This is a genomic window from Pantoea agglomerans (genome assembly GCF_020149765.1).
In the GTDB taxonomy this organism is placed as follows: Bacteria; Pseudomonadota; Gammaproteobacteria; order Enterobacterales; family Enterobacteriaceae; genus Pantoea; species Pantoea alvi.
This window is the reverse complement of the sequence record NZ_CP083808.1, coordinates 379,464-392,913: the sequence shown is the minus strand read 5'-3', so window position 1 is coordinate 392,913 and position 13,450 is coordinate 379,464. Positions and strand designations below refer to the sequence as shown.

Genomic DNA, 13,450 nt, shown 5'->3' with positions numbered 1-13,450 from the left:
TTCTCGACAAACGCTTTTATTAATGCGTGCGAAGAGGTAAGTTGCCAGAGCCAATTTCAGAGAGTGGGATGGAGCCAATTGCAGCTGTTATATGCCGATCACTTATTAGAGCGACTGCAGGTTTTGCAGAGCGGCTCGCTGCAGCAGAGGCTGCTGGCCTGCATACAGGCCGCTATTATTGAAGGGGTTTTCCCGCGCGGTGGACGCCTGCCGCCGACGCGCGACATGGCGCGCGAGCTGGGCGTATCGCGAAACACCGTACTGCATGTTTATGAAAGTTTGATGGCACAGGGCTACGTCACGGCCCGCACCGGCAGCGGCACCTGGATTGCGGATACGCTGCCGGAGATCTGCCTGCAAAGCCAGGCCATCGAACTGCTTCAGCCCACCGCCGCGCCGCTGCCGGCCACTCTGTCAAAGCGGGGCGCAACGCTGTTAGGGCATGCCACCGCATCACCCTACCAGTGGGGAGCTTTTGTTCCCGGCGCGCCCGACGTCACTGAATTTCCGCATAAACTCTTTAGCCAGATCCAGGCGCGGCTCAATCGCGAGCCCGATATTCACCGGCTGATTTACAGCAGCGGCGGCGGCTGTCCCGATCTGCGTCATGCGCTGGTGGAGTATCTGCGCGTCGCGCGTTCGGTGAAAGCCGATGCCGATCAAATCCTGATTACCGAAGGGATACACCAGGCGGTCGATCTGGTCTCCTGCGTGCTGGGGGATCCAGGCGATCTGGTCTGGATGGAGGAGCCAGGCTACTGGGGCACGCGTAACCTGCTGCGTAAAAACGGCCTGAAAATCCGCGCCATCCCCGTCGATGACGAGGGGATTGTGCCCGCCTCAGGCCCGCCGCCGCGAATGATCTTTGTGACGCCGTCACATCAATACCCGCTGGGCGCACACCTGAGTCTGGCGCGGCGTAGAGCGCTGCTGGCGCTGGCGCGGCGTCACGGCAGCTGGATTATCGAGGATGACTACGACAGCGAGTTTCGCTTTTCCGGTACCCCCTGGCCGTCGCTACAGGGGCTGGAAGAGGATGCGCCGGTGATCTATATGGGCACCTTCAGCAAAACGCTCTACCCGGCGCTGCGCATTGGCTACATGGTCGTGCCGAAGATGCTGGCTGAGCCGATGCGCACCGCGGCGACCGAGCTTTACCGCGGCGGCCATCTGCTGATCCAGCGGGCGCTGGGCGAGTTTATCCGCCAGGGACACTATATGGATCACATCCGCCGTATGCGGTTGCTCTACGGCCAGCGGCGTCAGTTTTTATGCAAACTGATTGAGCGCTACCTGGGCCCGGCGTTTTTACCGCCGGTCAACCATGAGGCAGGGCTGCATCTGGTGCTGCGGCTGCCAGACGGCTGTGACGATGTTGCCATCACCGCCGAAGCGCTCAGGCGCGGCGTAAAGGTGCGGCCGCTCTCGCAGTACTATATGCATCCCCAGCGCACGCGCGGTTTGCTGCTTGGCTACGCCTGCGTCAATGAGCGGCAGTGTCAGGATGCGTTTGGCGTTTTAAAAGGCTGTCTGATCGCTGCGGGCGTCGAGATCAATGCCCAGTAGCTTATCCCGCGGTCAGATAAATCGTCTCTGGCGTCAGCCAGACGATCGCGCTGTCAGCAAAACCGGCTTCCGCGCTTATCAGTCAGCTTAGGCCCTGGGCTGGATCGCCAGCCCGCAGGCCGAATGCTCACGCGCTATGGCGCGATCCTGCCGCGCACGATAACCTTGCCTGGCTTGCTGTCGGGGTCCTGCACGCGGCGGATCGCCAGATTCAGCGCCTGCCAGGCGATCTCTTGGAGATCGTGGGTGACGCAGGGGAAATGGAAACCGTAAATCTCGGCGTGGGTGAGATGGTCAATACTGAAAAGGCTGACCTCTTCCATCAGGCGGAGCTTGTGCTCAATGCAGGCTTTGATAATGCCCAGCGAGATCTGGTTATTACAGCCGACAAAGTAGTCCGGGGCAGCATGGCTGCTCAGCCAGCGGCTGGTTTCCCGCCAGGCGGCGTCCATAAAGAAATCGGCGTGCAAAATCTCCAGCGACGCCACCTTGCCCTGCAGCGCCGCCTGCAAACCGGTCACTCTTTCACGCGCAACGTTGGAATTCTCCGGCCCCGAAACCACGACGACGCGGCTGGCCTGCTGCTCTAACAGCCAGCGCCCCGTCTGCAAACCGCAGTCCAGGTTGTCGATATAGACGCCGCTGCAGTGCGACGCCTGCAGCTCACGATCCACCAGCACAACGGGAATATTGAGAATTTCCAGTCGCTTCATATAGGCGGGATGATAGTTAACGTCGTTGGAAATCACGGAGAGGATAATGGCATCGACGTTGTAGCCGATCAGCTTGTCGATAATGCGGTCTTCCGCTTCCTGCGATTCACAGGAGTCAAACACCAGCGTGTCGTAACCCAGCTTTTGCGCTTCCAGCGTCATCAGCCGCGTCAGCCCGCCAAAGAACGGGTTAGCCATATCAGGATTGACGATGCCGATGGTTTTACTGGCTTTCGCCCGCAGGTTGCGCGCGGCGGTATTGACGACGTAGCCAAGCTGCTCTGCCGTCTCGCGGATGCGTTGCAGCGTTTCCGGATGCACTTTCTCTGGCTGAGAAAATGCCCGGGAAGCGGTAATTTTACTGACGTTCGCCTGCGCGGCGACGCTTGCCAGCGTCGCCTTTCGTCCCCGACCTGCTGCCAATTGCGGCTCCTTAATTAAACCATATCATTTTGTATCATTTACAAATCATGACAGATCCTGGGGTGCGAAGCTAATGCTGATTGTTATGCCAGCCGGTTGACGCGTGGATCGGTAAAAATATCGAGTTCATCGCGGCTCTCTGAAGAGAACTCAGAGACCACCGCGCCGTTATCCCCCGCCTGAAACCAGTGGCGCGTATTGGGCGCAATGGTGTACTGCTCGCCAGGGCGCAGCAAAACGTAGGCTGTGCAGGTGTACCACTCTTCGCTTCCCTCTGGCACGCGACAAACCGGCGCGCCGCCGGCGTCATTCTGCGTCAGGCTGCTGTCGTCCACGAAGAGATAAACCTCGCCCGCGCGGCAGCGAAAGGTCTCCTGCTTGCCGGGCGTCCCTTCGAACGGCGGGTGCAGATGCTCAGGGCAGGTCTGTCTGGGAAACAGCACCATCTCTTTGGCGCAGTAACGCGGCGAGTTGACGTAGGTCAGCAGCTGCAGGCCGGAAGCCGGGTAATCCGGCAGCCCAAACGTGGCGATCTCAATGCGCTGCTGCTCATCCTGCGTCAGCGTAATACTGGCCTGGCGCAGTGCATCCAGGGTTTGCTGTACATATTTACGGGTTTCGATCATCGCTTCCTCAACTCATCATGATGGTATCGATAACATTTATTGCAGGCCAGCCGCAGATAATCTGTGATCGCTGTCAATGTTACTCATTGATATGGGGTTTATTGATTTGCCTTAATGGCGATTTTTTAACAATCATCACAGTTTTACCGCTTTATTTACGACAGTATCGCCGCAGATAAATGATATCGATACCATTAGAATGATCTTACTGGGGGCATAAAATGAAAGCATTGGTTCTGGCTGAAGCAGGCAAAATCGCCATTGAAGATCGCGAATTTGACGAAACGCTCGGTGATAACGACGTCGAAATCAAAATCCACTCTGTTGGCATCTGCGGCAGCGACGTCCACTACTATCAGCACGGCCGCATTGGTCCTTTTGTGGTTGAGGCGCCGATGGTGCTGGGTCATGAAGCGTCTGGCGTAGTGCTGGCTACCGGCAAAAATGTCACGCACGTAAAGCCCGGCGATCGCGTCTGCATGGAGCCGGGCATTCCCGATCTCAACTCTGCCCAGTCGCGCGCCGGCATCTATAACCTGGATCCCGCCGTGCGTTTTTGGGCGACGCCGCCGGTACACGGCTGCCTGCGTGAAACCGTTATTCATCCCGGCGCGTTTACCTTCAAACTGCCCGATAACGTCAGCTTCGCGGAAGGCGCGATGGTAGAGCCGCTGGCGATAGGTATGCACGCCGCGACAAAAGCGGGCATCAAGCCAGGCGATATCGCGCTGGTGATCGGCGCTGGCCCGATTGGCGTCGTGACGGCGCTGGCGGCGCTCGCAGGCGGCTGCTCAGACGTTATCATTTGCGACCTGTTCGATGAGAAGCTGGCGGTTGCCGCCAACTACGAGGGGCTGCACGCGGTAAATATTAAAAGCGGTGATTTGGCCGCCAGAGTCGCCGCGCTGACCAGCGGCAACGGCGCTGACGTGGTGTTCGAATGCAGCGGCGCCAAACCGGCCATCGCCACGCTGGCGCAGCATGCCGCACCGGGCGCGACCGCCGTGCTGGTCGGCATGCCGATCGACGCGGCGCCGCTGGATATCGTGGCCGCGCAGGCGAAAGAGATTACCTTCAAGACCATTTTCCGCTACGCCAATATGTATCCGCGCACCCTGCGTCTGCTGAGCAGCGGCAAGCTGCGCGTTCAGCCGCTGATCAGTCAGACCTACAAATTCAGCGAAAGCGTCGCCGCTTTTGAGCGCGCTGCCGCCGGAAACCCCTCTGATATCAAAATCATGCTGGAAATGGAGTAGCCCATGTCGCTCTATGCGGGCATTGATTGCGGAACCCAGGGCACCAAGGTGGTGATCGTTGACAGCGAGCAGGGCGCAATTCTCGGCGAGGGCAGCGCTGCGCACCGCCTGATCAGCGACTCTAACGGCCGGCGCGAGCAGCAGGCGGCGTGGTGGATCGAGGCGCTGATCGAGGCTTTCCATCAGGCGGTTTCCCGAGCGGGCGTCGATGCGCGCCGGATCGAGGCGCTGGGGGTATCCGGTCAGCAGCACGGCTTTGTGCCGCTGGATGAGCAGGGCGAGGTGCTGCACAGCGTTAAGCTATGGTGCGACACCGAAACCGCTGAGGAAAACGCCGCGCTGCTGGCGCAGCTGGGCGGCGTAAGCGGATCGCTGGCCCAGTTAGGCTTAACGGTCGCCACCGGCTATACCGCCTCGAAAATCATCTGGTTTAAACAGCAGCATCCTGAGCTCTGGTCGCGGCTGCGCACGGTGCTGCTGCCGCACGACTACCTCAACTTCTGGCTCACCGGGGAACGGGTTGCGGAGTATGGCGACGCTTCGGGCACCGGATTGCTGAACGTGCGCACCCGCGAATGGGACCGCCACACGGTGGCGCTTATCGACGACAGCGGACGGCTGTGGGAGGCGCTGCCGCCGCTGAAAAGCGCCGAAAGCTGTATCGGCACGCTGCGTTCAGAAGCGGCGGAAAAGCTGGGCCTCTCGCGCGCCACGCGCGTCGCCACCGGCGGCGGCGACAATATGATGGCCGCGATCGGCTCCGGCAATATCGCGGCTGGCACCGTGACCATGAGTCTCGGCACCTCCGGCACGCTGTTCGCCTGGTCCGATGCGCCAGTCGTTGCCGATTCAGAGGCGATTGCCAGCTTCTGTTCCAGCACCAACGGCTGGCTGCCGCTGATTTGCACCATGAATGTCACCTCGGCGACCTCCTCGGTGCAGGCGCTGCTGGAAGAGGATATAGAGGGGTTCAACCGGCTACTGGAGCAGGCCGCGCCAGGGGCAGGCGGATTAGAGATGCTGCCGTTCTTCAACGGCGAGCGCGTGCCGCCGCTGCCCCATGCGCGTGCCAGCCTGCATAACCTCGACAGCGATAACTTTACCCGCGCCAACCTCTGCCGGGCGGTGGTGGAGAGCGCTACCTACGGTCTGCGCTACGGCCTGGATCTGTTTCGACGTCAGGGCATCGCGGCGCAGGAAATCCGTCTTACCGGCGGCGGATCGCGCAGCCCGCGCTGGCGACAGATTGTGGCGGACGTAATGGGCTGCCCGGTGGTCTGCCTCAAGGTGCAGGAGACGGCGGCGCTGGGCGGTGCGATTCAGGCGATGTGGGCAACCGCGCTGGCCGATGGGCCGCATCAGCAGGCCGACAGCGTGCTGAACGATCTCTGTCGGCGTTTTGTCTCGCCTGATGAGTCTACCCGCGCCGAGCCTGACGCCGAACGCCAGCTGCAGTACGACGCGCTTTACCAACGCTACCTGCAACGCCTGCAACAGGCTTACCCGGAGGTCTCACTGTGACACGCGATCCGCAAACGCAGCAGCCGGCTTATCTGCTGGAAGTGACCGGCGTAAAAAAAGCTTTTGGTCCGGTTGTGGCGCTGAAAAACGCTGAGTTCGCCCTGCGGCGTGGTTCGATCCACGCGCTGTGCGGCGGCAACGGCGCGGGAAAATCGACCTTCCTGAGCATCCTGATGGGTTTTATTCAGCCCGACGGCGGCAGCATTTTCATTAACGGCGAGCGCTGCGAGTTTCATCATCCTAAAGAGGCGCTGGCCGCCGGCGTCGCCATTGTGCAGCAGGAACTGAGCGCCATTCCCGATCTCACCGTGGCGGAGAATATCTGGCTGGGGCGCGAGCCGCGCCGTTTCGGATTCGTCGATTTCGCCACCCTAAACCAGCGCACCCGCGATCTGCTGCAGGAGCTGGACTTCCATATCTCCGCCACGGAGAAAATGCGCAATCTGAGCGTGGCCGAGCAGCAGCTGGTGGAGATCGCCAAGGCGCTCTCCCATGCGAACGCCGACATCATCATTATGGACGAGCCCACTTCCGCGATTGGGGAAGAGGATGCGCAGAAGATTTTTCAGACCATCACCCGGCTGGCGCAAAAAGGGAAAGGGATCATTTATGTCTCGCACCGGCTGTCGGAAATTTTCCAGATCGCCGATAGCTACACCATCTTTCGCGACGGCGCCTATATCCATGAGGGATTTATCGCCGATATCACCCGCGAGCAGCTGATTGAACACATTATCGGCGGCGAGTATGACAGCGAGTTCGCCAAGTTCAACCAGCCGGGCGAGGAGGTGATGATGGAGGTGAAAAACCTGCGCTGGCGCAACAAGATCAACGATATCAGCCTGCATTTGAAGCGCGGCGAAATCCTCGGGATCTATGGCCTGGTGGGATCGGGACGCAGCGAGTTCCTCGACCTGGTCTTCGGCATCCATCACGCCGACAGCGGCACTATTCAGCTGGGCGACGTAACCCTGGGGCGCCACTCGCCCAAAGAGGCGATCAAATGCGGTATCGCCTACGTCACCGAAGACCGTAAGCAGACGGGGCTGGTGCTCTGTCGCTCGGTCAGCGAGAACATCAATATCTCCTCTTTTGCCGCCATCAGCCGGTCGGGCTTTATCAATGAAAAGCAGGAGCGGGCGCGCGCCAGCGAGATGATTAAGCGCTTTAACGTTAAAACCCCGGATGGCGATCAGATTGTTGGCAACCTGAGCGGCGGCAATCAGCAGAAAGTGGTGCTGGGACGCTGGGCGCTGCTCGATCCCGACGTGCTGCTGCTGGATGAGCCTACGCGCGGCATCGACGTGGGTGCCAAAAAAGAGATCTACCGCTTTATGTCGGAATTTGCCATGAAAAACAAGGGGATAATTATGGTCTCCTCCGAGTTGTCGGAGATTATCGGCATGAGCGATCGCATTCTGGTTTTCCGCGACGGGCAGCTGGCCGGTGAATTAACCGCGGCGCAGGCCACCCAGGCCGAGCTGATGAAGCTGGCGGTATAACAGAGAGAGAACAAGATGAACGGTACGCATTCTATGACACCCGGGGTTTCGTTTTTCACGCGCAACAAGCGCCGTATGCACAAGTACGGCATCATTATCGCCTTCTTCGTGCTCTGCCTGATTGTTGCCGCCATTGGCGAGGTGCAGGTGGCGAAAGGCGCCTGGACCAGCAACTACTTTCTCAGCAATGAAAATATGCTGATCGTTCTGCGCCAGGTCTCTATCAACGGCATTCTCGCCATCGGTATGACGTTTGTCATCATCACCGCCGGGGTCGATCTGTCGGTGGGGTCGGTACTGGCGCTAAGCGGCATCGTCGCCGCGCGCTTCGCCACCAGCAACAGCGGACTGGCAATTGGCGATACCGCCCATGCGGTTATGATGCCGCTAATTATCGCGCTGGGCATCGGCATCGTCTGCGGCCTGATTAACGGTACGGTTCTGGCGCGCTATCGTCTGCAACCCTTTATCGTCACCATGGGCATGCTGTCAGCGGCGCGCGGGCTGGCGATGCTCACCACCGACGGCAACCCGGTCTCGCAGCTGAACCGCGATTTCCGCTGGCTGGGAAATGGCTATATGGCGGGCATTCCGGTACCGGTGATTATCTTTATGGTGCTGTTTGGCCTCGCCTGGCTGCTGCTTAATAAAACCATCTTCGGCCGCTATATCTATGCGGTAGGCGGCAACCCCAAAAGCGCCCGGACCTCCGGCATTAACGTGGTGCGCATCAAGGTGCTGGTTTATACCCTGTGCGCCGCTCTGGCGGGCGTTGCCGGGCTGATCCTCACCGCCCGTACCGGATCCGCCCAGACCAGCGCCGGCGCGGGATATGAACTGGACGCCATCGCCGCCGTAGTCATTGGCGGCACCAGCATGGCCGGCGGCGTCGGCACGCTGCTTGGCACCTTTTTCGGCGTACTCATAATCGGCGTGATGAATAACGGCCTCGACCTGCTGGGCGTGCAGTCCTATTACCAGCAGATCATTAAAGGCGCCTTGATTGTAGTGGCTGTATTGCTCGACCCGTCGCGTAAACAACAGCGCGATTAACCCTGCATATATAAAAAAACCGACCAGGAGATAAGAATGAAAATGACCAAAATTGCATTGCTCGCCTCGGCAATGATGATGGGCCACATGGCGGTGGCGCAGGCCGCGCCGGTGAAAATCGCGGTGCTGATGTACGGCAACAAAGCGGAGTTTGTGCAGCTGATGGAACGCTACGGTAAAGAGCATCCGGCAGTAAAAAGCGGCGATGCGGTGTTGACCTTCTATGACGGACGCTACGACGCCTCGGTGCAAAATGATCAGGCGGCTACCGCCATTCAGACGCGCGCTGACGCGATTATCGTCAATCCCATGGACTTTGAAGCCAATATCGACATCGTTACCAACGCCAACGAGGCGAAAATTCCGGTTGTTGTTACTAACGCCCGGCTAAATACCGAAGAGATGACCTCGGAAGTGGTCTCCAACGATGAGCTGGGCGGTTACCTGGAAGCCAAAGCGGTGCTGGACAAGCTGCAGTGCAAAACGAAGAAGGTCAACGTGGTGATTATCGAAGGGCCGAAAGGGGGCAGCGGCGAAATCCAGCGCGGCAAAGGCAACGATAAAGCCATTGCCGAATGCGGCTCGGGCCAGGTGACCGTACTGGAACGTAAAACCGCCAACTGGTCGCGCGCCGAAGCGCAACCGCTGATGGAAAACTGGCTGCAGAAACATCGCGGTAAAATCAACGGCGTTATCGGCCAGAATGACGAAATGGCGCTGGGCGCCATCGAGGCGATCAAGGGCGCTGGCCTGAACGTGAAAGATTTCGCTATCGCCGGCGTCGACGGCGTATCGGATGCCATCCATGCGGTTCAGGCGGGCGAAATGGTCTCGATTCTGCAGGATGCGAAAGGCCAGATGCAGGGCGCTATCGACGTCGCCATGCGCGCGGCGAAGGGCGAGAGCTATCAGCCCCAGTCCGACATCTGGAAACAGTACGCGAAAGAGCTGAACTGGAACGGCGGCACCAGCAAACACTATTACATTCCCTGGACGGTGGTAACGCCGGAGAATGCGCAGCAGCTGCTGGATGCGCGTAAATAACAGGCGCTGCATCTGCGCCTGCACGATTAACCCGCTGGACGCAGTGTCGTAGCGTCCGCCCACAAGCCGCGCCTCTCACCGCATCACGCAGAGAGCAAGGCCCGCCTGAACGACAATATATGTGCGCGCGCCGCGTCGGCGGCGCGCCGCCTGTCTCCTGACGCCAGCGCCGCGATAATTTCGTTCTGCTCGGCAATCATCTTATCGATACCCTTGCCGGCATCACTGCCGGCTGCTGCGCGCCCGTAACTATTACCCCTCTTTAAAGAGACCGGCAGTACGCTATGGGTATCGCTCTGTGTCAGCCTGGCGCTCGGCATTAGGGTCGCCGTCAGCCGCAGGCTACGATCCTGCAAAAAAACTGTAATTTTTTTGCAAGTTAAATCAATTCCCGATCAGCCACTTAAAGGCAAACAGGCCGCCACGCGGCCTGTTTGCTGGGTTCGCCGCTAAAGCCGCCTTACGCCATGCCGATAAATCATACAGTTTCCATGAGGTATGTAGCGGCTATGTTAACAATAAACCATAACAAATTTGCCGCGCTGACGAGTAATTCGATGAATAGCAGCTCGTCAGTGCTGGAGCAGGTTATCGAACGGCTCTCATCAGGCTCACGTATCAACAGCGCCAAAGATGATGCGGCGGGGCAGGCGATTGCCAACCGAATGACGGCCAACGTTAAGGCGGACAGCGTGGTCTCGCGCGGCCTGAACGATGCGATTAGCCTGGCACAAACCGCTGAAAGCAGCCTGGGTACCGTCAGCGAGCGGCTTATTCGCGCCAAAAGCCTGGCGGTTCAGGCGGCCAACGGCACGCTCTCTGACGCTGACCGTGCCAGCGTCAATAACGAATATCAGCAGATTCTGGCCAGCATCACCGACATTTCCGAGCAGACGGAGATCTTTGGCCAGTATCCGCTGGCAACGGATGACCCGGAGCTGCCGCCTGCGCTGCTGGGCAACGTACAGCCGATTAAAAACCGGTTTCCCGTCGCCAATCAGAGCTACAGCTTTACGTCCGGGGTGGTGCCGCTGGCCTATATTCCGGCGGGCGCCACCAACATTACTATCAGCATCGACTCGCTGGCCCAGGATGACGATCTGCAGCTCTTCACGCGCGACGGTAAGCATCTGGTGGGCACGCCGATCAACGGCAGCGATCCCGATTTCACCTGGACCAGCAAAGGCATTACCGATGACGCTACCGCAACGGCGTCACTGCTGACCAGCGCCAACGGCTTCGCCAGCGGCGCCGCCTATGACGATTCCCAGCTGCTGCAGGGCGGGGCGACCTGGGCGCTGGGCGGCAGCGCCTCAATGAGCTACAACGGTATGACCATCCGCTACAGCGGCGATGGCGATCGTTATGAGGACACCGCAACCGGCGACTACAACAACGGCACCATCAAGAGCAACCCGCTGGAGCGCATCAGCCTGGATAAGGTCACCGAAGATCTGATCGTGGTGGTGGTAGGCAACGGCTCCTTTAACAGCCAGCTCACCTGGGGAGAGCTGCCAGAGCCGGTTTCCGTACCCGCGGTGCCGCCCCTGAAGAGTCAACATTTTGACGTGGTGACCAGCGCCGATTTTGGTCAGCAGATGCAGACCGATACCCTGAAGCCGACGCCCGCTGACCTGAAAACGCTGGGGCTGAAGAATACCACGCTGTTAACCAGCAGCGATATTTCCGTTACCACCAAAGCGCTGGATGCGGCACTGGAGAAAGTCAGCGCCTACCGTTCCTACTACGGCGCGAAAATTAACCGTTACGAATCGAACCGAACGGTGCTGGCGCAGCAGAGCGTCGATACGCAGTCGGCGCGCAGTCGCATTCAGGATGCAGACTATGCGCAGGAGGCGAGCCGCCTGGCACAGGCGCAGATCCTGCAACAGGGTCAAAATGCGGTGATGAAAATCGCCAACCAGACGCCCGACATGGTGCTGGCGCTGCTGCGCAGCTAAGTTTCTGCTGCTGTTTAGCTGGCATCACGCTGGTTAACGCCCCTCTTTTTTCTCTTCCAGATAACCAGGGATGGTTTCTCCCTCTTCCTCTCTCTCCAGCAAAGATAAAGCGCCTTTAGCAGGTCAATTTATATTATTGTACGAAGCGCTTATGGGGATATGGTTCAAGGTGCAGACAAGAGGGCAAGCCATGCTATTCGTTATTCGTTTTACCGATCGTTCAGCTCAGTTAAGCGTCAGAGAACGCTATTTCGACGCGCATATTGCGTGGCTGCAGCGTAAAAGAGATGTCATAAAGATCGCCGGATCGCTACGTGAAAAGCACAGCGATCATCCCGTGGGCGCTTTGTGGGTGGTTGAAGCCGCAACAGAAGATGATGCCTTCAGCATTTTTGCAGACGATCCTTTCTGGGTTCACGGATTAAGGGCTTCCGTGGAGATCCACTCCTGGAGCCTGGCATTTAGTGACATGCTGGCAGAAGCCTCTTCCCCATCGCCTGCCGCATGAGTGATCTCTCCTGTTGCGCAGGCAATGGCAGCGCCCCGGTTACTTATCGCGGCCAGCCGTCCAGGGATTAAATGCCGGCTCGGCGCTGGCTTTAGCAGCAGGTTTATTTAGCGAGTCGAGATAAAGGGCTTCAACTTCGGCGCGCGCCCAGGGCGTACGACGCAAAAATTTCAAACTCGACTTAACGCTGGGATCGTTCTTGAAACAGTTGATATTGATCCGCTTGCTCAGTTCCGGCCAGCCAAAGCGCGCCACTAACGCATTTACCTGCATTTCAAGGGTGACGCCGTGCAGCGGGTCTTTCGCGCGATGATCGGTCATAAAAAGTCCTCTTTATATGGACCGGGAAGGGTACAAGAAAGCCGAAGCAGCAGCAATCAATCACTATTCAGCGTACACTCTTCGCTGTGAATTTACTCAGGACGATACGCTATGAACGATAAAAAGATGATCTCCATCGACCAGTTCACCCCGGATGAACGGCTGGCTGTAGACGGCGTTTTAAAAGGGTTAATCGAAAAGTATCGCCAGCGCACCGGCAAAGAGCCCGACGTCAAAAAAGAGAAAGAGTTTACCGCCGAAGCCCGGCAGCAGATTATGAGCGTAAAGCTGGCGAAAGAAAAAGCCCTGGCCGCGAAAGCCAAAAAGAGCCCGACGCGCAGAAAGAAACCGGAAGCGATGAAAGAGAGCGAGGTCAGCGATTTCAGCTGGAAAGCCTCGGTAATTAAAGGCCGTCGCTGACGCTAATTAAAGGGTATTCGGCTGGGATCGGCCAGCCGAAATAATGACGCTCAGGCGCAACGTTTCACAATACGGCTGCGGTCGGCAAGCACTTCCGGCCCCATGCTGAAGGTTTTATAAAAACGCACCTCCGATCCGGCGCCGCGTTTATAAACATCCGCAAACATCGAGTTCTCCCAGGTATATACCGTGACTCTCTGGTTTTCATGCTCCAGGTGAGTGCTGTTATCTTTTTGCACTACCTCGGTGGATGACCAGCCACGATAAATGCATTCACTTAACTCACTGGCGCTTCGGCCGCTAGCCTGATGAAAGTCAGCGGATTTCATTCTCGCTTCCTGCGGCGTGGCCTGACAGCCGCTCAGAAGAACCAGGGCGATCAACAGCGGTAACCTGAAATTACGCATCGGAATACTCCCCGTCAGATCTAAATAACGCCAGAGACGGACTGCTTAGCCTGCGGGTTAATTTCGCCGCCCGCCGCATAAAATGAGTATATGAGATGGCGGATTATTTACCAGATGCGGAGATTATTA

13 protein-coding genes are annotated in these 13,450 nt (G+C 58.3%); 9 read left to right on the top strand and 4 right to left on the bottom strand.

The genetic code is table 11. From position 1 onward, the window contains the following. The first annotated feature begins 78 nt into the window (after positions 1-78). On the top strand, positions 79-1,566 hold the full coding sequence (locus LB453_RS01795) for a PLP-dependent aminotransferase family protein (protein WP_103796695.1): 1,488 nt from the start codon (positions 79-81) through the stop codon (positions 1,564-1,566). Between the two features lie 134 nt (positions 1,567-1,700). Here LB453_RS01795 and LB453_RS01790 read toward each other — a convergent pair whose 3' ends face one another. Then, positions 1,701-2,702 carry a LacI family DNA-binding transcriptional regulator gene (locus LB453_RS01790; RefSeq protein WP_103796694.1) on the bottom strand — a complete coding sequence of 334 codons (1,002 nt, stop codon included), beginning with the start codon at positions 2,700-2,702 and terminating at the stop codon, positions 1,701-1,703. A gap of 83 nt (positions 2,703-2,785) precedes the next feature. Continuing rightward, a complete protein-coding gene (locus LB453_RS01785) occupies positions 2,786-3,328 on the bottom strand; it encodes a D-lyxose/D-mannose family sugar isomerase (RefSeq protein WP_103796693.1) in 543 nt (180 codons plus the stop codon). 221 nt (positions 3,329-3,549) lie between these two features. On the opposite strand from LB453_RS01785, the gene LB453_RS01780 reads away from it, so the two are divergent. The 7 genes from LB453_RS01780 to LB453_RS01750 all read left to right on the top strand — a co-directional run bounded on the left by LB453_RS01780 (position 3,550) and on the right by LB453_RS01750 (position 12,173). Then, on the top strand, positions 3,550-4,584 hold the full coding sequence (locus tag LB453_RS01780) for an NAD(P)-dependent alcohol dehydrogenase (protein WP_103796692.1): 1,035 nt from the start codon (positions 3,550-3,552) through the stop codon (positions 4,582-4,584). A gap of 3 nt (positions 4,585-4,587) precedes the next feature. Continuing rightward, on the top strand, positions 4,588-6,105 hold the full coding sequence (gene xylB, locus LB453_RS01775) for a xylulokinase (protein WP_103796691.1): 1,518 nt from the start codon (positions 4,588-4,590) through the stop codon (positions 6,103-6,105). After that, on the top strand, positions 6,102-7,607 hold the full coding sequence (locus tag LB453_RS01770) for a sugar ABC transporter ATP-binding protein (protein ID WP_103796690.1): 1,506 nt from the start codon (positions 6,102-6,104) through the stop codon (positions 7,605-7,607). Before xylB ends, LB453_RS01770 begins: the two co-directional genes overlap by 4 nt. A gap of 33 nt (positions 7,608-7,640) precedes the next feature. Further along, positions 7,641-8,660 carry an ABC transporter permease gene (locus tag LB453_RS01765; protein WP_411970171.1) on the top strand — a complete coding sequence of 340 codons (1,020 nt, stop codon included), beginning with the start codon at positions 7,641-7,643 and terminating at the stop codon, positions 8,658-8,660. Positions 8,661-8,696: 36 nt separating this feature from the next. Then, positions 8,697-9,704, top strand: coding sequence for a substrate-binding domain-containing protein (locus LB453_RS01760; protein WP_103796688.1), 1,008 nt, complete (start codon positions 8,697-8,699; stop codon positions 9,702-9,704). Between the two features lie 557 nt (positions 9,705-10,261). Further along, complete coding sequence (locus tag LB453_RS01755) at positions 10,262-11,665, top strand: flagellin (protein ID WP_233215864.1); 1,404 nt, start codon at positions 10,262-10,264, stop codon at positions 11,663-11,665. A 70-nt stretch (positions 11,666-11,735) separates the two neighbouring features. After that, positions 11,736-12,173 carry a YciI family protein gene (locus LB453_RS01750; RefSeq protein ID WP_224481390.1) on the top strand — a complete coding sequence of 146 codons (438 nt, stop codon included), beginning with the start codon at positions 11,736-11,738 and terminating at the stop codon, positions 12,171-12,173. 39 nt (positions 12,174-12,212) lie between these two features. Here the strand turns inward: LB453_RS01750 and LB453_RS01745 are convergent, their stop codons facing one another. After that, positions 12,213-12,494, bottom strand: a complete 282-nt coding sequence (locus LB453_RS01745; protein ID WP_103796686.1) for a VF530 family DNA-binding protein — start codon at positions 12,492-12,494, stop codon at positions 12,213-12,215. Between the two features lie 111 nt (positions 12,495-12,605). Here LB453_RS01745 and LB453_RS01740 point away from each other — a divergent pair, with 111 nt between their 5' ends. After that, the gene (locus LB453_RS01740; RefSeq protein WP_103796685.1) at positions 12,606-12,914 is read left to right on the top strand and encodes a hypothetical protein; all 309 of its coding nucleotides are present in this window, start codon (positions 12,606-12,608) and stop codon (positions 12,912-12,914) included. A gap of 50 nt (positions 12,915-12,964) precedes the next feature. Here LB453_RS01740 and LB453_RS01735 read toward each other — a convergent pair whose 3' ends face one another. After that, a complete protein-coding gene (locus LB453_RS01735; protein ID WP_146053848.1) occupies positions 12,965-13,321 on the bottom strand; it encodes a hypothetical protein in 357 nt (118 codons plus the stop codon). Between the last annotated feature and the right edge of the window lie 129 nt (positions 13,322-13,450).

What these genes read in the sequence shown, in the direction of transcription:
- LB453_RS01740 (WP_103796685.1), top strand. Translation starts at nt 12,606, where the DNA reads ATGAACGATAAAAAGATGATCTCCATCGACCAGTTCACCCCGGATGAA.
- LB453_RS01750 (WP_224481390.1), top strand. Translation starts at nt 11,736, where the DNA reads ATGGTTTCTCCCTCTTCCTCTCTCTCCAGCAAAGATAAAGCGCCTTTA.
- LB453_RS01760 (WP_103796688.1), top strand. Translation starts at nt 8,697, where the DNA reads ATGAAAATGACCAAAATTGCATTGCTCGCCTCGGCAATGATGATGGGC.
- xylB (WP_103796691.1), top strand. Translation starts at nt 4,588, where the DNA reads ATGTCGCTCTATGCGGGCATTGATTGCGGAACCCAGGGCACCAAGGTG.
- LB453_RS01735 (WP_146053848.1), bottom strand. Translation starts at nt 13,321, where the DNA reads ATGCGTAATTTCAGGTTACCGCTGTTGATCGCCCTGGTTCTTCTGAGC.
- LB453_RS01765 (WP_411970171.1), top strand. Translation starts at nt 7,641, where the DNA reads ATGACACCCGGGGTTTCGTTTTTCACGCGCAACAAGCGCCGTATGCAC.
- LB453_RS01755 (WP_233215864.1), top strand. Translation starts at nt 10,262, where the DNA reads ATGAATAGCAGCTCGTCAGTGCTGGAGCAGGTTATCGAACGGCTCTCA.
- LB453_RS01785 (WP_103796693.1), bottom strand. Translation starts at nt 3,328, where the DNA reads ATGATCGAAACCCGTAAATATGTACAGCAAACCCTGGATGCACTGCGC.
- LB453_RS01780 (WP_103796692.1), top strand. Translation starts at nt 3,550, where the DNA reads ATGAAAGCATTGGTTCTGGCTGAAGCAGGCAAAATCGCCATTGAAGAT.
- LB453_RS01745 (WP_103796686.1), bottom strand. Translation starts at nt 12,494, where the DNA reads ATGACCGATCATCGCGCGAAAGACCCGCTGCACGGCGTCACCCTTGAA.